Annotated in this window: 23 protein-coding genes and 1 pseudogene; 13 read left to right on the plus strand and 11 right to left on the minus strand. The window is 63.5% G+C overall.

Annotated elements, in window-relative coordinates; genetic code table 11:
* Positions 1-3: 3 nt before the first annotated feature.
* From AC0L2R_RS24810 to AC0L2R_RS24825, 4 genes are all read right to left on the minus strand, one after another.
* Positions 4-1,332, minus strand: a complete 1,329-nt coding sequence (locus AC0L2R_RS24810) for a L,D-transpeptidase family protein (protein ID WP_287218398.1) — start codon at positions 1,330-1,332, stop codon at positions 4-6.
* Between the two features lie 293 nt (positions 1,333-1,625).
* Positions 1,626-2,576, minus strand: coding sequence for an acetyl-CoA carboxylase carboxyltransferase subunit alpha (locus AC0L2R_RS24815; RefSeq protein WP_473512110.1), 951 nt, complete (start codon positions 2,574-2,576; stop codon positions 1,626-1,628).
* A 117-nt stretch (positions 2,577-2,693) separates the two neighbouring features.
* Positions 2,694-3,611 (minus strand): site-specific tyrosine recombinase XerD, encoded by a 918-nt coding sequence (locus AC0L2R_RS24820; RefSeq protein WP_473512111.1) that lies wholly within the window; start codon positions 3,609-3,611, stop codon positions 2,694-2,696.
* Between the two features lie 5 nt (positions 3,612-3,616).
* Positions 3,617-3,769: a histidine kinase gene (locus AC0L2R_RS24825; RefSeq protein ID WP_091593135.1), complete on the minus strand. Its 153-nt coding sequence runs from the start codon at positions 3,767-3,769 to the stop codon at positions 3,617-3,619.
* 274 nt (positions 3,770-4,043) lie between these two features.
* Between AC0L2R_RS24825 and AC0L2R_RS24830 the strand changes: the two genes are divergently transcribed.
* The 4 genes from AC0L2R_RS24830 (at position 4,044) to AC0L2R_RS24845 (ending at position 7,609) form a co-directional block, all read left to right on the plus strand.
* Positions 4,044-4,649: a shikimate kinase gene (locus AC0L2R_RS24830; protein WP_287071812.1), complete on the plus strand. Its 606-nt coding sequence runs from the start codon at positions 4,044-4,046 to the stop codon at positions 4,647-4,649.
* Positions 4,646-5,830 carry a 3-dehydroquinate synthase gene (gene aroB, locus AC0L2R_RS24835; RefSeq protein WP_473512112.1) on the plus strand — a complete coding sequence of 395 codons (1,185 nt, stop codon included), beginning with the start codon at positions 4,646-4,648 and terminating at the stop codon, positions 5,828-5,830. The genes AC0L2R_RS24830 and aroB overlap by 4 nt, the downstream gene beginning before the upstream one ends.
* Positions 5,827-6,720: an HlyC/CorC family transporter gene (locus AC0L2R_RS24840; protein ID WP_473512114.1), complete on the plus strand. Its 894-nt coding sequence runs from the start codon at positions 5,827-5,829 to the stop codon at positions 6,718-6,720. Before aroB ends, AC0L2R_RS24840 begins: the two co-directional genes overlap by 4 nt.
* 85 nt (positions 6,721-6,805) lie before the next feature.
* Positions 6,806-7,609: an alpha/beta hydrolase gene (locus tag AC0L2R_RS24845; RefSeq protein WP_473512115.1), complete on the plus strand. Its 804-nt coding sequence runs from the start codon at positions 6,806-6,808 to the stop codon at positions 7,607-7,609.
* A gap of 129 nt (positions 7,610-7,738) precedes the next feature.
* Here the strand turns inward: AC0L2R_RS24845 and AC0L2R_RS24850 are convergent, their stop codons facing one another.
* Positions 7,739-8,041, minus strand: a complete 303-nt coding sequence (locus AC0L2R_RS24850; protein ID WP_473512117.1) for a BolA family protein — start codon at positions 8,039-8,041, stop codon at positions 7,739-7,741.
* 193 nt (positions 8,042-8,234) lie between these two features.
* On the opposite strand from AC0L2R_RS24850, the gene AC0L2R_RS24855 reads away from it, so the two are divergent.
* The 4 genes from AC0L2R_RS24855 (at position 8,235) to AC0L2R_RS24870 (ending at position 12,942) form a co-directional block, all read left to right on the plus strand.
* Entirely contained in the window at positions 8,235-8,864 is a 630-nt protein-coding gene (locus AC0L2R_RS24855; RefSeq protein ID WP_036262308.1) for a J domain-containing protein, read from the plus strand.
* Between the two features lie 117 nt (positions 8,865-8,981).
* Entirely contained in the window at positions 8,982-9,968 is a 987-nt protein-coding gene (gene cobS, locus AC0L2R_RS24860; protein WP_128168748.1) for a cobaltochelatase subunit CobS, read from the plus strand.
* 47 nt (positions 9,969-10,015) lie between these two features.
* On the plus strand, positions 10,016-11,914 hold the full coding sequence (cobT, locus tag AC0L2R_RS24865) for a cobaltochelatase subunit CobT (protein ID WP_473512118.1): 1,899 nt from the start codon (positions 10,016-10,018) through the stop codon (positions 11,912-11,914).
* The gene (locus tag AC0L2R_RS24870; protein WP_473512119.1) at positions 11,911-12,942 is read left to right on the plus strand and encodes an esterase-like activity of phytase family protein; all 1,032 of its coding nucleotides are present in this window, start codon (positions 11,911-11,913) and stop codon (positions 12,940-12,942) included. Before cobT ends, AC0L2R_RS24870 begins: the two co-directional genes overlap by 4 nt.
* Positions 12,943-12,974: 32 nt before the next feature.
* Here the strand turns inward: AC0L2R_RS24870 and AC0L2R_RS24875 are convergent, their stop codons facing one another.
* The 3 genes from AC0L2R_RS24875 to rpmB form a co-directional block, all read right to left on the minus strand.
* Positions 12,975-13,676: a spermidine synthase gene (locus tag AC0L2R_RS24875; protein WP_473512120.1), complete on the minus strand. Its 702-nt coding sequence runs from the start codon at positions 13,674-13,676 to the stop codon at positions 12,975-12,977.
* 62 nt (positions 13,677-13,738) lie between these two features.
* Positions 13,739-14,419 (minus strand): queuosine precursor transporter, encoded by a 681-nt coding sequence (locus AC0L2R_RS24880; RefSeq protein ID WP_473512121.1) that lies wholly within the window; start codon positions 14,417-14,419, stop codon positions 13,739-13,741.
* Positions 14,420-14,556: 137 nt separating this feature from the next.
* A complete protein-coding gene (rpmB, locus tag AC0L2R_RS24885; protein ID WP_023797188.1) occupies positions 14,557-14,853 on the minus strand; it encodes a 50S ribosomal protein L28 in 297 nt (98 codons plus the stop codon).
* A 254-nt stretch (positions 14,854-15,107) separates the two neighbouring features.
* On the opposite strand from rpmB, the gene AC0L2R_RS24890 reads away from it, so the two are divergent.
* From AC0L2R_RS24890 to AC0L2R_RS24900, 3 genes and pseudogenes are all read left to right on the plus strand, one after another.
* On the plus strand, positions 15,108-15,896 hold the full coding sequence (locus AC0L2R_RS24890; protein WP_473512122.1) for a DUF3108 domain-containing protein: 789 nt from the start codon (positions 15,108-15,110) through the stop codon (positions 15,894-15,896).
* Positions 15,897-15,924: 28 nt separating this feature from the next.
* Positions 15,925-16,812, plus strand: a complete 888-nt coding sequence (gene yddG, locus AC0L2R_RS24895; protein WP_473512123.1) for an aromatic amino acid exporter YddG — start codon at positions 15,925-15,927, stop codon at positions 16,810-16,812.
* Positions 16,812-17,478: pseudogene (locus AC0L2R_RS24900) on the plus strand (lysoplasmalogenase family protein). The gene yddG and the pseudogene AC0L2R_RS24900 overlap by 1 nt, the downstream one beginning before the upstream one ends.
* A gap of 4 nt (positions 17,479-17,482) precedes the next feature.
* Here the strand turns inward: AC0L2R_RS24900 and AC0L2R_RS24905 are convergent.
* Genes AC0L2R_RS24905 through AC0L2R_RS24915 form a run of 3 tightly spaced genes read right to left on the minus strand, consistent with a single transcriptional unit; the run spans position 17,483 to position 19,001 of the window.
* Positions 17,483-17,893, minus strand: coding sequence for a cupin domain-containing protein (locus tag AC0L2R_RS24905; protein WP_473512125.1), 411 nt, complete (start codon positions 17,891-17,893; stop codon positions 17,483-17,485).
* Between the two features lie 40 nt (positions 17,894-17,933).
* Positions 17,934-18,701, minus strand: a complete 768-nt coding sequence (gene gloB, locus AC0L2R_RS24910) for a hydroxyacylglutathione hydrolase (RefSeq protein ID WP_473512126.1) — start codon at positions 18,699-18,701, stop codon at positions 17,934-17,936.
* 51 nt (positions 18,702-18,752) lie between these two features.
* On the minus strand, positions 18,753-19,001 hold the full coding sequence (locus tag AC0L2R_RS24915; protein ID WP_473512127.1) for a hypothetical protein: 249 nt from the start codon (positions 18,999-19,001) through the stop codon (positions 18,753-18,755).
* A gap of 19 nt (positions 19,002-19,020) precedes the next feature.
* On the opposite strand from AC0L2R_RS24915, the gene AC0L2R_RS24920 reads away from it, so the two are divergent.
* Together AC0L2R_RS24920 and AC0L2R_RS24925 are read left to right on the plus strand one after the other, a co-directional pair.
* The gene (locus AC0L2R_RS24920) at positions 19,021-19,797 is read left to right on the plus strand and encodes a class I SAM-dependent methyltransferase (protein ID WP_091593108.1); all 777 of its coding nucleotides are present in this window, start codon (positions 19,021-19,023) and stop codon (positions 19,795-19,797) included.
* A gap of 115 nt (positions 19,798-19,912) precedes the next feature.
* A complete protein-coding gene (locus AC0L2R_RS24925) occupies positions 19,913-21,739 on the plus strand; it encodes an ABC transporter ATP-binding protein/permease (RefSeq protein ID WP_473512128.1) in 1,827 nt (608 codons plus the stop codon).
* Positions 21,740-21,756: the final 17 nt, after the last annotated feature.

Genomic DNA, 21,756 nt, shown 5'->3' on the forward strand with positions numbered 1-21,756 from the left:
AGCTCAGCCGCCGAACATCCCGAGCAGCTTCTTCTTCAGCCTTGTCGTCCTGCTTTCACCGGCATTCGCCGCCTGCGTTGCGGCCGGGGCGGCATCGGGGGACGACGCAATTGTCGCGGTAGCGACAGGCGCTTCGGCAGCGGCCCTGGCATCCTCCTCTTCGGCCAGCGAATTGATCCTGGCCGTTTGCTTTTCGGCCAGAGCCTGAGCCCTGGCCGCCTCTTTCGCGGCCTTGGCCGCTTCTATCGCGGCAAGCCTTTGCTCCTCGGCCTTCTGCTTGGCGGCCTTCTCGGCGTCGAGCGCGGCCATCTTGCGGCCCGCCGGCGAATCGATGCGGCCCATGCGCGCCGTCGCCGTCACCGAGCCGTCGGCGTTGAACGACGGCGGATCGATCGGCACGCGTTCGCCACGGGCGCGTTTCTTCGACCACTCGGAGACGATGCTGGCTTCCTTGATCCCGCCGATGGTCGGCTTGGGAGCCGGCACGCTGGCCTTGACCGCGCCATTGAAAGCCGCCTCGTAGGTGCTCTGGTAGGCATTGAAGGCGCTCTTCAGCGAATCCGGCTGGGTCGTCGCGGGGCAGGCGCCGGTCGGATCGAAGGTCTCGCCGTCAGGCGCGACCTGGTTGAAGACATAGCGCTTCTCGCAGACATCGACCTTCGGCGGCACTTTCGTGATCTCGAAATTGTCGTAGCCGACCTTCAGCATCTTCCAGAATTCGTAGTTCGGATCTTTGTGATAGCGCGCCATGTTGGCGGCGGTCATGCGGAACGGAAAGGCCTGGATCTGGAACTCGGTCTGCCCGCCCTGGAAAGCGTCGCGGCCGAAGGCGTAGATCTGCTCGATCTGCGCGTCGGTCATCGAATAACAGCCCGACGACGAGCAGGCGCCATGGACCATCAGATGGGAACCGGTGCGGCCATTGGCGCGGTCGTAGACGTTGGGATAGCCGATGTTGAAGGCAAGGTGGTAGCTCGACCGCGGATTCATCTGCGCCGGACGGACCGTATAGAAGCCCTCCGGCGCCTGGCGGTCGCCTTCGGTGTATTTGGGGCCCAGCTTGCCCGACCATTTGCAGATGTCGTAGCTGGCGACCAAGTCATAGCGACCGTTGGTCTTGGCCTTCCAGATTTCGAGCTTGCCCTCTTCCTTGAAGATGCGGGCCATCACCGGCGAGGTGCGGGTCATGCCCTTGGCCTTCATGCTGGCCAGGATTTTTTCGGGCAACGGCTTGTTGGCGTGGGGGGCAAAATCCTTCATCGAAGAATCGTTGCAGCCAGCGACGCCTATCGCGGCAATCACAAGTGCGGTGCGGGCAAGCTTGGCAAACATGGCTATGTCTTTTCTTTCGGACCGCAGGCATCAGGGCCGACAGGCCCAACCCTAAGCCCGTTAACCTTGAAAATTCCTTACCGCAGCGCCGGGCCTTACGGCAATCCGATTGAAACGAGCGCAGCGGCATTTTTGTGGCGAAGGTGCTTAATCTCGCCACATTGCGGCGTCGAAACCGTCCGGCGGTCCGTCCGACTGAAATCGGCCGGCCTGAATCCTCTTGTTCGACCACGCCTTTTGCGAAAACCGGTACCCACTTTTTGCTGCGCTGAGCCTCGGTTCGGGATCATAGTCTAGAGGTTTCGCCCCATAGTCAGATATTTCTCGCGGCGCTGCTCACGAAAATCGGTGTTGGCGCCGGAGAATTCCTTCATCGTTTTGGCGATGAGATCGCCGGTGGCGGCAATCACCGTATCCGGGCCACGATGGGCGCCGCCGAGCGGTTCGGGAACGATGGCGTCGATGATCTTGAGCTCCAGCAGATCCTGAGCGGTGATCTTCATGTTGGTCGCCGCATCCTTCGAGCGGGTGGTGTCGCGCCACAGGATCGAGGCGGCGCCCTCCGGCGAGATCACCGAATAGATGGCGTGCTCGAGCATGTAGACGCGGTTGGCGGTGGCGATCGCGATGGCACCGCCCGAGCCGCCTTCGCCGATGACCACCGAGATCGACGGCACCTTCAGGCGAAGACAGGCCGAGGTCGAGCGGGCGATGGCTTCGGCCTGGCCGCGCTCCTCGGCATTGACGCCCGGATAGGCGCCGGCCGTGTCGACCAGCGTCAGCAACGGGATATTGAAGCGGTCGGCGAGTTCCATCAGCCGCACCGCCTTGCGATAGCCCTCCGGCCGCACCGAGCCGAAATTATGCCTCAGCCGGCTGGCCGTGTCCGAGCCCTTTTCCTGGCCGATGATCGCCACCGGCTCGCCGCGGAAGCGGGCGAAGCCGCCAACGATCGCCTGGTCCTCGCCGAAATTGCGGTCGCCGGCAAGCGGCGTGAAATCGTTGAACAGGCCCTTGATGTAGTCGACGCAATGCGGCCTGTCCGGATGGCGCGCCACCTGCACCTTCTGCCACGGGGTCAGTGCCTTGTAAGTGTCGCGCAATGCGTCGCGCACGCGTTTCTCGAGCCGGCTGATCTCATCGCCGACATCGACCGCCTCGCCATTCTCGGCGAGCTTCTTCAACTCGATGATCTTGCCTTCGAGATCGGCGACCGGCTTTTCGAAATCGAGGTAATTGTACATTCTTGAGCGGACCGATAAGCCGGGAGGCAATGACAAGCCGGGAGGCAATGACTGGCGGAACCTGGGAAATAGAGGCTCCGGGCGGTGGAACGTCGTCCTCACATAGCGATATGACGCCTAGTCGGCAAGCGGATGATGATCGTTGACCAGCCGCACCAGCCGCTCCTCCAAAACATGTGTGTAAATCTGCGTCGTTGAAATATCGGCATGGCCAAGCAACTGCTGCACCGCCCTGAGATCGGCGCCGTTCTGCAGCAGATGGCTGGCAAAAGCATGGCGCAGCACATGCGGCGATATTTTCGCCGAGGCGATGCCGGCCCGCGCGGCAAGGCCCTTCAGGTCGCGGGCGAAGACCTGCCTGGAGAGATAGCCGCTGTCGCTTGCCGCCGGAAACAGGAACGGGCTATCCGCCAAAGCCGGCACCGTTGCCCGGGCAGCGAGCCAGGCCCGCATGGCCACGCGCGCCTTTGTCGATAGCGGCACCATGCGTTCCTTGTCACCCTTGCCGCGCACCATGAAGAAACGATCGTCGCGCAACGCCACCGTCACCGGCAGGCCGACCAGTTCGGAAACCCGCAGGCCGGTGGCGTAGAGCACCTCGACCAGCGCATGCAGGCGCAGCGCCGCCAGGCCGTCGCCATCGTTCAGCGAGGCGCCAGCTGCCTCCTGCGCCGCACGGTCGATCAGCCGGCCGGTGTCGGCCTCGCTCATCGTCTTCGGCAGCGGCCGGCCCTTCTTCGGACTGTCGAGGGTTCCGGTCGGGTCGTCGCCGCGCAGACCCTCGGCGTAGAGGAACTTGAAGAACTGGCGCATCGCCGACAGCTTGCGTGCCTGCGAGGTGGCGGCAAAACCGCGTGCTGCTATCTCGTCGAGATAGTTGCGGATATCGGTGGCGGCGGCACCAGCGAGCCCGCCGTCGATCTCCGCTGATGCGTCTTCGAGGTCGCGGCGATAGCTGGAAAGCGTGTTTTCGGCAGCGCCGCGCTCGGCGCTCATCATTTCCAGAAAGGCTTCGATGCGGGCCGCGCTGTTCATGTCTCTCAGTTTTTCTTGGGAATGAGCTTTTCGGGAGGGATGCGCACGCTCATTTCGGCCTTTCTCGGCTCGACGAACATCGCCAGAGCGAACATCGCGCCATAGACAATGCCGGCCAGAATCGTGAGCGTCACGACAAAGCGGAACAGTGTCGGCATCAATTTTCGCCCGTCTTGTTGTTCTGCGTTTCCAAACCCAGTGCCCTTATGAGACGCCAATCCGGCCAATTCAAGGGCGAAGCGCCGACGACGTGCGGCGGCGCCACGCTTGACGCAATCAGGCTTTTGATGTCGATACGCCGGCAAAGAGGGGTCTAAGCAGGCATTCGTGGGCTAGCCCGAAAATGCCTGCCTGGATTCTTTGGCTTGTCGCAGGTTCTGTCGCAAAACCTGGGATAGCTTTGCGGAACCTGCTTAGAAACATCATGGTGTCATGAACGCGTTGCCAGCCAATCCTCCCGATGAGAGCCATGCCGCGCTGCTCGGCCGGCTGGGCAGCCGTTCCATTGTCTTTGTCGGCCTGATGGGCGCGGGCAAGACGGCGATCGGCCGCAAGGTGGCGGGGATGCTGGGACTGCCTTTCATGGACAGTGATCAGGAAATCGAAAGCGTGTCGCGGATGAGCGTCCCGGAACTGTTCGAACGCTATGGCGAGCCCGAGTTCCGGGCGCTGGAGCAGCGCGTCATCCTGCGCATATTGGAACACGGCCCGCAGGTGCTGTCGACGGGCGGCGGCGCCTTCATGAGCGCGCAGACGCGGGAGGCCATTGCCGGCCATGGCGTGTCGGTATGGCTGAAGGCCGAGATCGATCTGTTGATGGACCGCGTTTCCAAGAAGCAGAACCGGCCGCTCCTGAAAAGCGCCGATCCCCGTGCCGTGATCGAGCGGTTGATGGCCGAGCGCTATCCGGTCTACGCAACCGCCGATGTTACCGTGCCGACCCGCGACGATCGCAAGGAGGTCATCGCCGCCGAGGTGGTGAACGCGCTTTGCGGGTATTTCGGCGTGGCAGCCGCGACAGGCGAGGTGGGCTCGTGAAAAGCAATGCGACAGTCACCGTCGAAGTCGGGCTCGGCGATCGCGCCTATGACATATTGATCGGCTCCGGCCTGCTGTTGCGCGCCGGCACCGAGATTTCGCGCCGCCTGCCCGGCACGCGCGCCGCGGTGGTCACCGACGTCAATGTCGCCGCCGCCCACCTCGAGACGTTGAGGGCCGGCCTTGAAAAGGGCGGCATCCGGCCCGCCGTCATTACGCTGCCGGCGGGGGAAAAGACCAAGAGTTTCGCGCATCTCGAAGAGGTGGTGGACGGCGTGCTCGCCGCAAGACTGGAACGCGGCGATGTCGTCGTCGCGCTCGGTGGCGGTGTCATCGGCGATCTGGCCGGATTTGCCGCCGGCATCGTGCGCCGCGGCATGAATTTCGTGCAGATCCCGACCTCGCTGCTGGCGCAGGTCGACTCTTCCGTCGGCGGCAAGACCGGCATCAACAGTGCGCGTGGCAAGAACCTCGTCGGCGTCTTCCATCAGCCGAAACTGGTGCTGGCCGACACCGAAGTGCTCGACACGCTGCCGATACGGGAATTCCGGGCGGGTTACGCCGAACTCGCCAAATACGGACTCATCGATCGCCCCGACTTCTTCGCCTGGCTGGAGGAAAACTGGGGCAAGGTGTTCTCTGGCGGCCCGCAGCGGACCGAGGCCATCGCCGAGGCCTGCCGCGCCAAGGCCGATGTCGTCGGCCGCGACGAGTTCGAGACCGGCGACCGCGCGCTGCTCAATCTCGGCCACACGTTCGGCCACGCGCTCGAGGCTGCCACCCGGTATGACAGCGCCCGTCTCGTCCACGGCGAGGGCGTCGCCATCGGCATGGCGCTGGCCTATCGCTTTTCGTCACGCCTCAACCTGGCAAGTCCCGACGATGCGGCGCGCGTCGAGGCGCATCTTCGCACCGTTGGCCTGCCCTGGCGCATGGCCGATATTCCGGGTGAATTGCCTGACGCCGAGGCGCTGCTTGCCTTTATCGCCCAGGACAAGAAGGTGTCGCGCGGCGCGCTGACCTTCATCCTGACGCGCGGCATCGGCCAGGCCTTCATCGCCAAGGATGTGCCGGCGTCGGAAGTGCTGTCGTTTCTGAGGGAGAACCATCCGGGTCAGCAGAACAGCCGCCCGAGTCGGCCGGGAGGCCGACCGGGTCAGCCGAGAGGCCGACCGGGATGAGCGAGGCCGGCTGGATTGTCGCTGCTGTCCTTGCCGGGCTCGGCCTGCTTGCCTTTGCCTTTCGCGCGCGCCTGCTCGCCGCCTTCGGCTATGAATTGCAGCGCATCGAGCCGCAGCATTCGAGCCATGACGAATCGCGGGGCGCCGTCGACGATTTTCGTCGCGACGGACAGGTGGTGCGCGAGGATCGCGCCCGCATCGGTCGCCTGTCCGATCTCGATGAGCTCGAAGTGTCCGATGTCATGGTCCATCGCACCAACATGCGCTCGGTCAATGCCGACAATCCGCCGGAGGCAGTGGTGCGCGAGATCCTGCAGAGCCCGCATACCCGCATGCCCTTGTGGAAGGGCTCGCTCGACAACATCGTCGGCGTGCTGCACGCCAAGGACCTGCTGCGCGCGTTGAACGATGTCGGCAACGACTTTTCCAAGATCGATGTGATGAAGATCGCTTCAAAACCGTGGTTCGTGCCCGATACCACGACGCTGCAGGAACAGCTCAACGCCTTCCTGCGGCGCAAGGCGCATTTCGCTATCGTCGTCGACGAGTATGGCGAGGTCGAGGGGCTGGTGACGCTGGAGGACATCATCGAGGAGATCGTCGGCGAGATAGCCGACGAGCACGATATCGACATGCAGGGCGTCAAGCAGGAAGCCGACGGCTCCGTCGTCGTCGATGGCACTGTGTCGATCCGCGACCTGAACCGGGCGCTCGACTGGGACCTGCCGGACGAAGAAGCCACCACCATTGCCGGTCTCGTCATCCACGAGACGCAATTGATCCCGGACGAGAAGCAGGCGTTCACCTTTCACGGCAAGCGCTTCGTCGTCATGAAGCGCGACAAGAACCGGATTGCAAGGCTGAGGATCAGGCCGGCCGGCGAGATTTAGTTCTGATAGGTTCTTTCGCGGCTAATCAATCCTGGACGCTCGCCGCGCCGGCGTGCACTTTCGACCGGGCTGTCTGGAGGTGACGGTGATCGATCGGCGAACCCTGCTTTTGATGTCGATGGCTTTGTTGACGGCCAGCGCTTCGGCGGCGTCGCGCCGGCTTTCGCCATCTCCGCAAACTATCGACTACGGTCCGGCCAGGCTCGATATCTACGCGCGCGCCGGCGCCAGTTCCCTGCCTGTGATCGTTTTCATCCATGGCGGTGCCTGGCGAGCCGGCAATCGCACCAACGTCGACGTCAAGCCGGACTTCCTGCTCGACAATGGCTTCTGCTTCGTCTCGATCGACTACCGGATGCTGCCTGAGGCTGATGTCGCCACCCAGGCCAACGATGTCGAGCAGGCCTATCGCTACGTGCGCGCCAACATCGCCAGATACGGCGGCGATCCGAACCGGATTGCGGTGATGGGCCATTCGGCCGGCAGCCATCTCGCCGCACTGACCGGGCTGCGCGGCGGTCTGCCCGGCGTCGCGGCGCTGGTTCTGAACGATACCAGGGCTTATGACCTGGAGGCGCTTGCGAGGAGCGGCGGCATGACACGGGCCTATGCAAAGGCCTTTCCCGACCCGGCGCAGTGGCGAACGCTGTCGCCGGCCACCCATGTCGGGAGCCGCAAACATCCGGCGACCTTCATCGCCTATTCGCGCGCAGCGGGTCGTGCGGCAGCCTCATGGGCCTTCGCCGAGCGCCTGCGGGCGACTGGAACGGAGGTGACACTGTTCGATGGCAGCGCCTATTCGCACATGTCGATCAATCGCGATTTCGGCGACGAAGGCGACGCGTTGACCCGTGCGGTGATGATTTTCCTGAAGGCAGCGCTCGGCTAGAGCGGTTCATCGTTTCACGGAAACGCCGAACCGCTCTATCTCTTGGTTTTTGCGCAATTCCCTAGGGAAAGCGCTATGCGCTTTTCCCGGGAAAACCGTTTCACACTTTTCCTGGAATTGCTCTGAGGTCTACCACCTGATCTTTTCGTCCGGCGCGGCCGGCTCGATCGCCAGCGCATGGACACCAGCCTTCAATTCGTCGGCCAGCAATGCGTTGACCGCGCGGTGGCGCTCGATGCGGCTCATGCCGGCAAAGGCTGAGGAGACGATGCGGACGCGGAAATGCGTCTCACCGGTGCCGTCATAGGTTCCGTGATGGTCGGAGTCCTGATGGTGATGGCCGGCATGGAGATGGCTTTCGTTGATGATGACCAGTCGCTCCGGCAAAAACGCCTTCTTCAACTTGCCTTCCATCGTCGACTGTATGGACATTCGTACTTCCCTTCACCACATATGGCTGGCGCATGACCCCCGAAAATCGGTGCCGTTTGCGCGTCCGGAAGGACGCGCGGCGCCGCCGTCGCGACAAAATTCGCCGATCGCCCGCTTTATGCCGCGATTCAGCGGTTAGGGCGATCATCGCGAAAATGTCAATTCTTGTTTCGCACCGGCGAACAGCCCATAAATGGGTGAGATGAAACCGTACCCCAAATATTTCGAGAAAATCCGCATCCGCCCGGAGAAGGATGCGGAGCTGAAGTCTCGTTCGCCGATCTGCCAGTGGGACGGTTGCAAGGAGGCCGGCACCCATCGCGCGCCGGTCGGGCGCATGAAGGAGGGCGAGTATTTTCAGTTCTGCTTCGATCATGTGCGCGAGTACAACAAGGGCTTCAATTATTTCTCCGGTGTCCCCGATACCGAGATCGCCCGCTTCCAGAAGGAAGCGATGACCGGCCACCGGCCGACATGGAAGATGGGCGTCAACGGCGCCTCGACGCGCTCCTCGCCCGATTTCGCGCAGCAGCGTTCCGGCCGCGCCGGCTACTACAACCGCATGCGCGATCCGTTCGACCTGTTCAAAGGCCCAAAAGATCCGCGCGAGGCGCGTGAGCGCAAGGCCAAGCCTCTTGAGGCCAAGGCGCTGGAAACGCTTGGCCTTGATACAAAGGCGACTGGCAAGGACATCAAGGCGCGTTATAAGGAACTGGTGAAACGCCACCATCCGGATGCGAATGGCGGCGACAGAGGTTCGGAAGACCGGTTCCGCGATGTGCTCCAGGCCTATCGCGTGCTCAAGCAGGCAGGATTGTGCTGAGCGACCTCCGTGTCGTTTTCCAACTTTCATAAGGTTGGAAAAGGCTCTAAGACCGCCCCCGGACAAAATCGATTGCCGGCGAAATCAGGCGCTTCGCCCGTGGAGACGTTGATAAAGATGAACAAGGTCGATCGCGACATCGCCAACCTGCCCGACACCACCGTGCCGGTGAAGGAGAAATTCGGCTTCGAGTCCAAGATGGTGGTGCCGGCCTATTCGGTGTCGAGCGAGCATGTGCCCGACATCGATCCCGACTATCTGTTCGACAAGAACACCACGATGGCGATCCTCGCCGGCTTTGCCTACAACCGCCGCGTCATGGTGTCGGGCTATCACGGCACCGGCAAGTCGACGCATATCGAGCAGGTCGCCGCCCGCCTCAACTGGCCCATGGTGCGCGTCAATCTCGACAGTCATGTCAGCCGCATCGATCTCGTCGGCAAGGACGCCATCGTCGTCAAGGAAGGGTTGCAGATCACCGAATTCCGCGACGGCATCCTGCCCTGGGCCTACCAGCACAATGTCGCGCTGTGCTTTGACGAGTACGATGCCGGCCGTCCGGACGTGATGTTCGTCATCCAGCGCGTGCTGGAATCGTCCGGCCGGCTGACGCTGCTCGACCAGAGCCGGGTCATCCGCCCGCATCCGGCGTTCCGGCTGTTCTCGACCGCCAACACCGTCGGCCTCGGCGACACCACCGGCCTCTATCACGGCACCCAGCAGATCAATCAGGCGCAGATGGATCGCTGGTCGATCGTCACCACGCTGAACTATCTGCCGCACGACAATGAGGTGAACATCGTGCTGGCCAAGGCCAAGCACTATCGCGATGCCAAGGGCAAGGAGATCGTCAACAAGATGGTGCGTGTCGCCGACATGACGCGTTCGGCCTTTATCAATGGCGACCTTTCGACCGTCATGAGCCCGCGCACGGTCATCACCTGGGCCGAGAATGCCGAGATCTTCGGCGATATCGGCATGGCGTTCAGGCTGACCTTCCTCAACAAGTGCGACGAGCTGGAACGCTCGCTGGTCGCCGAGTTCTACCAGCGCGCCTTCGGCCAGGATTTGCCGGAGAGCGCCGCCAACGTGGTTCTGGGCTAAGCATGGCTCGATTCCGATTTTCGGGGTCATGCTCCAAGGAATGATCGATGGCGGGTCCAGGCGACAACACGCGCAACAAGTCGAAGACGGGGTCTGAAGCCGACAGCTTCAAGCGCGCCGTCACCGTCTGCATGCGCGCGATTGCCGGCGACAAGGACCTCGAAGTCGGTTTCGCCAAGGATCGGCCGGCGCTCGCCGGCAGCCGCGCCCGGCTGCCTGAACTGCCGAAGAAAGCCTCGAAAGCCGACATCGCCATCACCCGCGGGCTCGGCGATTCCATGGCGCTGAAGCGCGCCTGCCACGACACGCGCATCCACACCAGGCTGGCGCCGGAGGGCAAACAGGCCCGCGCCATCTACGATGCGGTCGAGCAGGCCCGCGTCGAGGCGATCGGCTCCCGCGCCATGCAGGGTGTGGCCGACAATATCGGCTCGATGCTCGAGGACAAATACGCCAGGGCCAACCTCATCGACGTCAAGGACAAGGCCGACGCGCCGATCGAGGAGGCGCTGGCCCTGATGGTGCGCGAAAAGCTGACCGGCCGCGCCGCGCCGAAGAGCGGCGAGCGGCTGGTCGACCTCTGGCGCCCTTGGGTCGAGGAGAAGGCAAGTGCCGATCTCGACGGACTGTCGGCAAAGCTCGACGACCAGCAGGCCTTCGCCCGTGTCGTGCGGGAGATGCTGGCTTCCATGGAAATGGCCGAGGAACTCGGTGACGACCAGGAGACCGAAGACTCCGAAGACAACGATGAAAACCAGCCGCAAGGCGAGGAGCAGAGCGAAGAGGGCGGCGAGGACGATTCCGGCTCCGAGCAGTCGCAGTCCGACGACACCGAGGCGTCGTCCGACGACGAGCAATCGGCCGAGACGGAGGCATCCGATGCTACCGCCGACGACCTGTCCGACGATGACGACGCCGATGCCGAGACGCCCGGCGAGGCGCGCCGCAACGACAATCCCTTCACCAATCTGTCGAAGGAGATCGATTACAAGATCTTCACCACCGCCTTCGACGAGACGGTGGGTGCGGAGGATCTGTGCGAAGAGGAAGAGCTGGATCGGCTGCGCGCCTTCCTCGACAAGCAGCTTGCCAACCTGTCCGGCGTCGTCGGCCGGCTGGCCAACCGGCTGCAGCGCCGGCTGATGGCGCAGCAGAACCGGTCCTGGGATTTCGATCTCGAAGAGGGATATCTCGACCCGGCGCGGCTGGTGCGCGTCGTCATCGACCCGATGCAGCCGCTGTCCTTCAAGCAGGAGCGCGACACCAAATTCCGCGACACGGTGGTGACGCTGGTGCTCGACAATTCGGGCTCGATGCGCGGCCGGCCGATCACGGTCGCCGCCACCTGCGCCGACATTCTGGCGCGCACGCTGGAACGCTGCGGCGTCTCGGTCGAGATCCTCGGCTTCACCACCCGCGCCTGGAAGGGCGGGCAGGCACGCGAGAAATGGCTGAAGGAAGGCAAGCCGCCCAATCCTGGGCGGCTCAACGATCTGCGCCACATCATCTACAAATCCGCCGACCATCCGTGGCGGCGGGCGCGGCGCAATCTCGGCCTGATGATGCGCGAGGGCCTGCTCAAGGAAAACATCGACGGCGAGGCGCTGCTGTGGGCCCACAACCGCCTGATCGCCCGGCCGGAGCAGCGCAAGATCCTGATGATGATCTCGGACGGCGCGCCGGTCGACGATTCGACGCTGTCGGTCAATCCGGGCAACTATCTCGAGCGGCATCTTCGCGCCGTCATCGAACTGATCGAGACGCGCTCGCCGGTCGAGCTCTTGGCCATCGGCATCGGCCACGACGTTACCCGTTACTATCGCCGCGCCGTCACCATCGTCGATGCCGAGGAACTGGCCGGCGCCATGACCGAGCAACTGGCCTCGCTGTTTGGCGAGGAAAGCATGCGCGACACGCGACGCGGCGGCATGCGGCGCGCCGGATGATTTTTTCGCGGGGCGGCTTTCGGCAGACGCTTTTCGCCGCCACAGCCCTTTTCGTTGCCGGCATCGCCTGGTCGCCTCCCATCGCTGCCGGCACCGTTGCGGTCGAGCCGATCGAAATCTCGGCACGGCTGATAGACCGGTTTCATATCGGCGGTGACGAAAAGCGGTTCGGCCCGCTCGAATTCGTCGGCGGGCTGGAAATGACCTCGCCGTCACGCGATTTCGGCGCGCTGTCGGCGTTTCGTTTCCGCAAGCCCGGCAGTGATTTCATCGGCGTCGCCGACACCGGTTTCTGGTTCTTCGGCACCGTCACCCATGATGCCGACAAGCGCCCATCCGGCATCCAGAATTTCCGTATGCAGCAGATGGCCGACGAGGCAGGCCAGCTGATCGCCGAGAAATGGGAGGTCGACGCCGAAGGCCTTGCGCTCAAGGACGGCATTGCCACAGTCGGCTTCGAGCGCGATCACCGCATTGCACAGTTCAAGATCGAACCGGGCGACATGAAGCCGCCGTTCAGGCAGCTCGACTTCCTGATTCCAGCCTGGGAGCTTCGCCGCAATCGCGGCTTTGAGACCGTCACCCACGCCAATCCTGACGGCCAGCACCAAGGCGGGCTGGTCGTGGTCTCGGAAAAGAGCCTCGACAAGGCAGGCAACATCTATGCGGCCGTTATCGATGGGCCGCACAAGGGCGTCTTCACCGTCAAGCGCAACGGCAATTTCGACATTGCCGACGGCGCCTTCCTGCCGGACGGCGACCTCTTGCTTTTGGAGCGCAGCTTTTCGATGGCCGGCGGCGTCAAGATGCGGCTGCGGCGCATCTATGGCGAAAGCGTCGAGAAGGGCGCGGTTGCCGACGGGCCGGTGCTGATGGAAGCCGACATGGGCTACCAGATCGACAATATGGAAGGGCTCGACGTCTGGACCCGCGACGACGGCGCGCTGATGGTGTCGCTGGTCTCGGACGACAACCACTCGATGCTACAGCGTAATCTGTATCTGGAATTTGTGCTGCACGAGGATTGAGAGGCGGTCGGCAAAGGACGGCCGATAACAAGCTACAGCTTGGCGCCGGTTGCAGCAGGCCGGGGTCCGTTGGTCGCGATCCAGATGATTTGGCGTGCGCCGCGCTTGCCATTGGCTCGCACCTTGGCCTCCTCGACCGCGAAGCCCGCCTGCTTGAGCCGGCGGGTGAAACCGCTGTCGGGTCCCTGCGACCAGACCGCCAGCACGCCGCCGGGCTTGAGCGCTGCTCTCGCGCTGATCAGCCCGGCTATACTGTAAAGAGCATCGTTGGCCCTGTGGACGATCCCTTCCGGCCCATTGTCGACGTCGAGCAGAATGGCATCCCTAGCCGAGGCTTCCGATCGTATGATCTGCCCGACATCCGCCTCGCGAATGGTCACGCGCGGATCGTCGAGACAGCCGCCGAACAGCGAGGCCATCGGGCCGCGCGCCCACGCCACCACGGCGGGCACCAACTCGGCGACAACGATGCCGGCATCGGCGCCAAGCTCGGCAATCGCGGCGCGCAACGTGAAACCCATGCCCAGCCCGCCGATCAGGATTTTCGGCTGCCTGCGGCCGGCAATCCTTTGGCAGGACAGCCTCGCCAGCGCTTCCTCAGAACCGCTGAGGCGGCTGTTCATCAGCTCGTTCGAGCCGAGCATGATCGAGAATTCGGCGCCGCGTTGTTTCAGGCGCAGCGCGTGGTCGCCGTCAGGCGTTTTCGCGGTATCGAGTTGGACCCATGGGATCATGCTTGAGAACCTGTGAGCATGATCTTTTCCGAAAACCGGTTCCCACTTTTAGGGATCATGCTCTATGCCGCCAGTGCCGGCTGGCTCCAGCGGGCGGCAAGCAGCCGGTAGGGGATCAGCGCCACCACGGCTATGATCAGCTTCACGCCGAGGTCGCCGAGCGCCCATGACACCCAGCGCATGGCCTCGACCGGCAGCACGCCCATCAGCGGCGCGGTTTCGAGCGCAAAGCCATCGTTCGGGCCAGCGAAGGCGAAAGCCGCCGAAAAGGCGATCGTGAAGAACACCGCGGTGTCGAACACCGAGCCGACCAGCGTGCCGACGATCGGCGCCCGCCACCAGCTCTGCCGGCGCAACCGGTTGAACACGGTCACGTCGAGCAGCTGCGCGATCAGGAACGCGGTGCCGGAAGCCGCTGCAATGCGCACCAGCCGGTCGGCAGCCGTTTCGAATTCGATCAGGCCGCAACGGAACAGCAAGGGCGGGATGACGACCGAGCAGATCACTGCCGCCGCGAAGCCGACAAACACGATCCGGCGCGCCACAGCCGGGCCGTAGCGGCGATTGGCAAGGTCGGTGACCAGGAAGGAGAACGGGTAGGTGAAGGCGCCCCAGGTCAGAATGTCGGCCAGCGACAGGCCGCCGATTGCACCCTGCAGCGGGAACTGCACGAGGACGTTCGACGCCACCACGACAAGCGCCATGGCCGCAACGAAGGGCAGGTATCGGGAGAAAAAGCTCATTTTTTTATCCTGGGTAATGGAACCAGCGGGGTGTCATGCCGAGTTCGGACGACACTCCATTGCTGTTTGGCCATCGGATTTCTCCGAAAACCGCTTCGCACTTTTCGGTCCGATGCCGAAGGCGGTTGCCTGAAAAATTAAGCGGCCGGCTGTTCGGCGAGCTTCTTGGCGATCTGCTTCTTCAGCAGCCGCGCGCGCTGCGACAGCTCCTTGGCGTCGGCCTTGGCCAGGAACGCATCAAGGCCGCCGCGATGCTCGACCGAACGCAGCGCGTTGGCCGAAATGCGCAGGCGCACATTCTGGTTCAACGCTTCCGAGATCAGCGTCACATTGACGAGATTGGGCAGGAAGCGACGCTTGCTCTTGTTGTTGGCGTGGCTCACATTGTTGCCGGACATGACTGCCTTGGCAGTGAGTTCGCAGGTGCGGGACATGGTTCTAAACCTTCAGTTCTCGGTCTGGCCAAACATTCGACCCGCGCCGGGTGGCGCGCGGTTTCGGTCAGGCGGCCTTATGGAAAAAGTTGGCGTTCCATAGTTGCATTTCGGCGATGCGTCAAGCTCCGGCTTGCGCCCGGGTATGACGACGTCTTTCACATAAAGGCCGAAATTCAGTCTATAAGCGGTCGCACAAGGAGATGCCAGGCTGGAGTTGCACGCTTCTGCTGAAATCGAGGATCGATCCCGCAATGCTTCGTTCGTCTCATGCTCTCCTTGCCGCGCTCGCCGTGGCGCTGCCGACGGCAATTTCTGCCGCCACGCAACAATCCTTCAAGGGCGAGTATACGGTTTCGGTCCACGGCTTCTCGGTGGCCAAGGCAAGCTTTTCCAGCAGTTACGAAGGCGATACCTATTCGATCGAAGGCAGCGTCTCCAGCGCCGGCCTCGCCACAATATTCGACGACACGCGTGGCACGGTCTCGTCGAAGGGCAAGATTTTGGGCAAGCAATTGCAGCCGCAGGCGTTCCGCGCCGACTACAAATCGGGCGACAAGGCATCGATGATCCATATCCAGTTCGCCAACGGCACTGTTACCGCGACCAAGGTCGTGCCTGCGCCGAAGAAGCGCAATTCCAAGAAATGGATACCGCTGGCCGCCAGCCATCTCGCCTCGGTGCTCGATCCGATGGCCGCCACCGTCATCCATGCCGATAGTCTCGACAAGGTCTGCGGGCGCACGGTGAAGCTCTATGACGGCGAGATGCGCGCCGATCTGACGCTGACCTACGAGTCGAAAGGCTCGACCTCGGTGCGCGGCTATGAGGGCGATACCGTCACTTGCCGGCTGGATTTTGAGCCGGTGGCGGGTTATCGCAAGAACCGCAAATCCCTGGATTACCTGAGAAAGCGCAGCCGCATCATGGTGACGTTTGCACCGGTCGGCCAAACCGGCGTATATGCGCCGATCCACGCCACGGTCGGCACGAAAATCGGCACCCTTACCGTCAGCGCGGAGCGGTTCGAAGCGACAGATTAGGCGCGATCGCGCGCCGCCGGAGACGGACATGGGGCGCGCAACACTGATCGGCTTCTCGGCGGTCGCCATGTGGGCGCTGCTGGCGCTGCTTACGGACGCTTCCGGCAAGGTGCCGCCATTCCTGCTCTCGGCGATCACCTTCACGATCGGCACTGGCGTCGGGCTCGTCGCGCGGCTGTTCATGCCGGCCACCGCCGGGAGCGGGAAGATACCGCCGCAAGTGTGGCTGATCGGCATTGCGGGCCTGTTCGGCTATCACTTCTTCTATTTCACTGCGCTGCGCAACGCACCGGCGGTGGAGGCGAGCCTCATCGCCTATCTGTGGCCGCTGCTGATCGTGCTCGGATCGGCGCTGATGCCGGGCGAGCGCCTGGCCTGGAACCATGTCGTCGGCGCACTGCTCGGCCTTGCCGGCACTTTTCTGATCGTCACCAAGGCCGGCGGGATTGCCTTCGACGCGCGCTATGCCTTCGGCTATGCGATGGCCGGCGTCTGCGCCGTGCTGTGGTCGTCCTATTCGCTGTTGTCGCGCCGCTTTCCGTCGGTGCCGACCAGCATCGTCACCTGGTTCTGTGCGGCCACGGCAGCGCTTTCGCTTGTCTGCCATCTGATGCTGGAAGAAACGGTGCTGCCTGTCGGCGCCGGCCAGTGGCTGGCCGTGCTCGGCCTCGGCCTGATGCCGGTGGGCGCGGCCTTCTACGCCTGGGATATCGGCGTCAAGCGCGGCAACATCCAGGTGCTGGGCGCGGCAAGCTATGCCGCGCCGCTGCTGTCGACGCTGGTGCTGATATCAGCCGGTTTCGCCGAACCGTCCCTGCGCATCCTCGCCGCCTGCGTGCTGATCACCGGCGGCGCAGCGCTTGCGGCGAAATCGCTGTTCTTGCGCAAGAGGGCTGCGAGCGAGGCAGGGGCGTGATGCCGTTTCCCGGCGGCATCGACGCCGACGCCAATGCGACGCTGCTGTTTTCGCTGGCCGCCGCGGTGATCTACGCCTTCACCATCGACATGCCACAGACGCTTGCGCGTTCCGCGGTCAAGACGCTGGCCGTGGCGATGCTTGCTGTGCTGGCATCGCTGCAGGGCGGTCCGTGGCTGCTGATCGCTGCGCTGGCGCTCAGTGCTATCGGCGATGCGTTGCTGTCGCGCGACGGTGAAAAGGCTTTTGTCGGCGGGCTGGCCAGTTTTCTCGTGGCGCATGGGCTTTACATCGCGCTGTTCCTGCGCTCCGGCGAGGGGGTCGGGCTGCTCTCGGCCGAGCCGTGGCGCGCGGCGATTGCCGTGGCAATGGCCGTGTTGGCGCTCGCCATGCTTTTTGCGCTCTGGCGCCGTGTCGGCCCCGCCCCGCCTTCCCATCAGCGTCTATATCGCGACAATTTTTGCCATGGGCATTTCGGCGCTGACCCTGAGCAATTTCTGGGTCGTCGGCGGCGCCGTGCTGTTCATGGCGTCCGACGGGCTGCTCGCCTCGGAAAAGTTCCTGCTGAGCGCCATCTCGCCGCACCGCGACTGGACGCGCCGCGCGGTCTGGGTGCTGTATTATGCCGCCCAGCTGGCGATCACGATGGGTTTCCTGCTGGGCTAGGACTTCAGCCCGGTTCGGCCAGCTCGAAGGCGGCGAAATCGAAGCCCGGCGCCACGGTGCAGCCGGCCAGCGTCCACTCGCCCAGGCTACGCGCCGACTGCCACCAGCCTGCCGGCACAACGATCTGCGGCCGCTCGCCCGCCGCCAATGCCGTGCCGAGCACCTGCTCGATCACCGGCCCGTTTTCCCGATGCATCGACAGTGCCAGCGGGGCGCCGGCATAGAAATGCCAGACCTCGGCGGCGTCCTTGACGCGGTGCCAGGCCGACACTTGCTCCTGCTCCAAAAGGAAATAGATCGCGGTCGAATGGCCGCGAGCGCCTTCCGCGCCATCGCGAAAGGTCTCGGCATACCAGCCGCCTTCCGGATGCGGTTTCAGGCCGAGCGCCGCGATGATTTCGGCGGAACTCGTCATTTTCCTCAGACCTTCATGGATGCCAGACCATCAACGGTGCTCAGAAATTATCCTTGCGCTTGCGTATTTCGGCGAACACTTCGGCGTCGGAGGCGTTCTCCATGCCGAGATGCTTGCGGATTGCCGGATCGTGCCAGCGCAGGAACGGATTGGTCGACAGCTCCTCACCGATCGTGGTCGGCAGCGTCGGCTTGCCGTCGGCGCGCAGCGCTTCGATTTTTGCGGCGCGCTCCTTCAGTGCCGAATTGGTCGGGTCGACGGTCAGCGCGAAGCGGGCGTTGGAAAGCGTGTATTCATGGCCGCAATAGACGACCGTCTCGGCCGGAAGCGCCGCGAGCTTCTTCAACGAATCGTACATCACCGGCGGCTTGCATTCGAACAGCCGGCCGCAGCCGAGCGCGAACAGCGTGTCGGCGGTGAACGCCACTTTCGACGCCGGCAGATGATAGGAGACATGGCCCGCCGTGTGGCCGGGCGTGGCGATCACGTCGATCCTCTCCTCGCCGAGGTGGATGACCGAACCCTGCTCGACGGTTTCGTCGATGCCGGGAATCTTGGCCTGTTCCGCCTCCGGTCCGACGATGCGCAGCTTGTAGCGTTGCTTCAACGCCAGATTGGCCTCGACATGGTCGACATGGTGGTGCGTGGTCAGGATCATCGTCGGCGTCCAGCCGGTGCGCTCGATCGCAGCCAGGATCGGCGCCTCCTCGGGCGCGTCGATGATCGCGGTCTGGCTGCTTTTCGGGTCATGCACCAGCACACCGAAATTGTCGCTGCGGCACATGAATTGTTCGATTTCAACCGGCATCGCATCTCTCCACTGGAGCGGTTCATCGTTTCACGGAAGCGCCGAACCGCTCTATCTCTTTGTTTTGCGCAATTCCGGACGGAAAACCGTTTCACACTTTTCCTGGAATTGCTCTAGAGCGCCGCGCGTCCAGTTGGACGCACAAAGGACGCTTCTGACACTTTTTACCTGCTGCATCGTGTCTTCCGAAATCGAAACCGATTTCTGGCCGAGGCAGCAGTCGCCGCAGACATAGGGCGCTTGCCCGCGGATGTCATCGTCTTTGTAGAACTTGGCGCCTTTGTTGAACTTGGACAGCATCGAAGATAGCGTGCCGCGCATGCATTCCGATATCGTCGACCTTCGCTCGTTTTATTCGACCACGCTCGGGCGATTGGCCGAACGCTCGATCACCATGGCGTTGTCCTCGATATGGGCTGTCGTGCCCAATGAGCGGCTGGTCGGCCTCGGCTACACCTTGCCGTGGCTGGAGCGGTTCGGCACCGATGCCGAACGTGTCTTTGCCTTCATGCCGGCGACGCAAGGCGCGGTGGTCTGGCCGGCCACCGGGCCGACCGCGACCGCGCTGGTCTTCGATGAGGAATTGCCGCTGGTCGATGCCTCCATCGACCGCATGCTGCTCGTCCATTCACTCGAACATGCCGAGAACCCGCGCGAGACGCTGAACGAAATCTGGCGGGTGCTGTCGCCCGCAGGCCGCGTCGTCATCGTCGTGCCCAACCGGCGCGGTGTCTGGGCCCGTTTCGAGCATACGCCGTTCGGCAGCGGCCGGCCTTTCTCGCGCGGCCAGCTCACCGAATTGCTGCGCGAAGCGAATTTCACGCCCGCGGCCTGGTCCGACGCCCTGTTCTTCCCGCCATCGCGGCGACGCTTCATGATGCGGTTCCACAATGTGCTGGAGCGCGCCGGCCGCAGGTTCTGGCCGATCTTTTCCGGCGTCATCGTCGTCGAGGCGCAGAAGCGGCTCTATCAGGGTGTGCCGGTCGTCCAGCGCGCCTCTCGCCGCGTCTTCGTGCCGGTTTTCTCGCCGCATGGCGCCACAAGGCTCGGCCGGATATCGCCGAGCGGGAAGGCGCCGTCGCCGGGCCGCCGATGACGTTTTCGTGATCGGAATCACGCTTTTTCCCACCTATCTGTCGTGGGCGGGTTTGCTACCCGATTGAGTCGACTTGCTCACCGGTTTCAGCACCGCTTGCGAAGGGTCTTCATCTATGGCTGATCATCCGGATTTCGAGGCCAGCGCCAAGCCGATTGCCGCGTCGGTCGAGGCCAGCAGCCTGCGCGACCAGCTGGCGACAATCAGGCTGGCGCTGGCGACGTCGCCGATCCGCAAACAACTGCTCTGGGCCTGCCTCGGCATCGTCGCCGTCATTATTGCAACCTCGATCGGGCAGGTTCTGCTCAATCGCTGGAACGAGCCCTTTTACGACGCGCTGGCTCGGCGCGACATGCAGGGTTTCCTGCACCAGCTTCTGGTGTTTTCCGCCATCGCCGGCGGGCTTGTGGTGCTCAATGTCGGCCAGACCTGGCTCGACCAGACGATCCGGCTGAAGCTGCGTGAGGCGTTGACCGTCGATCTGATCGGTGAATGGATGCGGCCGGCGCGGGCTTTCCGGCTCGCCAACGCCGGCGCCATCGGCGTCAACCCCGACCAGCGCCTGCAGCAGGATGCCGGGCATCTCTCCGATCTTTCGACAGGTCTCGGCATAGGGCTATTGCAGTCGTTCATTCTGCTTGTTTCGTTCGTCGGCGTCCTTTGGTCGCTGTCTTCCGGCTTCGTCTTCCATGTCGGCGGCTATTCGCTGGCGATTCCGGGCTACATGGTGTGGGCCGCAATCCTCTATGCCGGCACCGCCTCCTGGCTGAGCTGGCTGGTCGGACGGCCGCTGATCCGCTTCAACAGCGACCGCTATACGCGCGAGGCGGAGCTGCGCTCCTCGGTGGTCCGCGTCAACGAGAATGTCGATGCCATCGCGCTTGCGCACGGCGAGGCCGACGCGCGACGGCGGCTTGAGCTCGACCTCGGCACGGTGCTGGGCGCGATGCGGCGCATCTACAGCGCCCAGATCAATCTTTCCTGGGTGACCGACACCTATGGCTGGATCACTGTCGTCGCGCCGATCCTCGTCGCCGCGCCGGTCTATTTCGCCGGTGACATCAGCTTCGGCGGGCTGATGATGGCTGTCGGCGCCTTCAACCAGGTGCATTCCTCGTTGCGCTGGTTCATCAACAATATCGGCGGCATCGCCGATTGGCGCGCCACGCTGATGCGCGTCGCCGATTTCCGCATCGCGCTTGCTGAAACGGATGTGCTCCACCACAGCGAGAGGCGCATCGAGTTCGGCGAAAATCCGGACGGCAGGCTGACATTCGACAAGCTCGAAATTGCGTCGCGGGATGGATGCACCAAGCTCGCCGAGCCCCATGTCGAGATCCGCGCCGGCGAGCGCGTCATGATCACCGGAGATCCGCGCGCCGGCAAGACGCTGTTCTTCCGCGCCATTGCCGGTCTGTGGCCGTGGGGAAGCGGGCGGATCGGCATGCCGGCCGGAGAGGTGCCGGCCTTCGTTCCCCGAAAACCCTATTTCCCGCTCGGCACGCTGCGCGAGGTGCTCGACCACGCCGATGCCGCGGTCAGCGACGCCGAGATCTCGGCGGTGCTTGCCGAGGTCGGTCTCGGGCGGCTGTCATCCTCGCTCGACCGGTCGGCGCGCTGGGAGCGCGAATTGAGCGATGACGAGCAGCGCCTGCTTGCCTTTGCCCGGCTGGTCTTGCGGCAGCCGAAATGGGTGATCATCGACGAGGCTTTGGACACGTTCGACGGCGCGACGCTGCGGCGGGTGTTGTCGATGCTGGAGGCGCGTCTTGCCGACGCCGCGATCCTCAATATCGGCCGTGGCCAGCAGAATATTGAATTCTTCCCGCGCTCATTGGCGATCGTGAAAGATTTCGAGCGACCGGCTCTCAAGCCAGTCCGCGTCAGGGCCGGCGCGATCGAACCGCCCCCGGCCGTCGCCAAAGCCCACCAACAGGCATAGCCGGCCGTAAGCTTTAT

The organism is Mesorhizobium sp. WSM4820 (assembly GCF_055811075.1).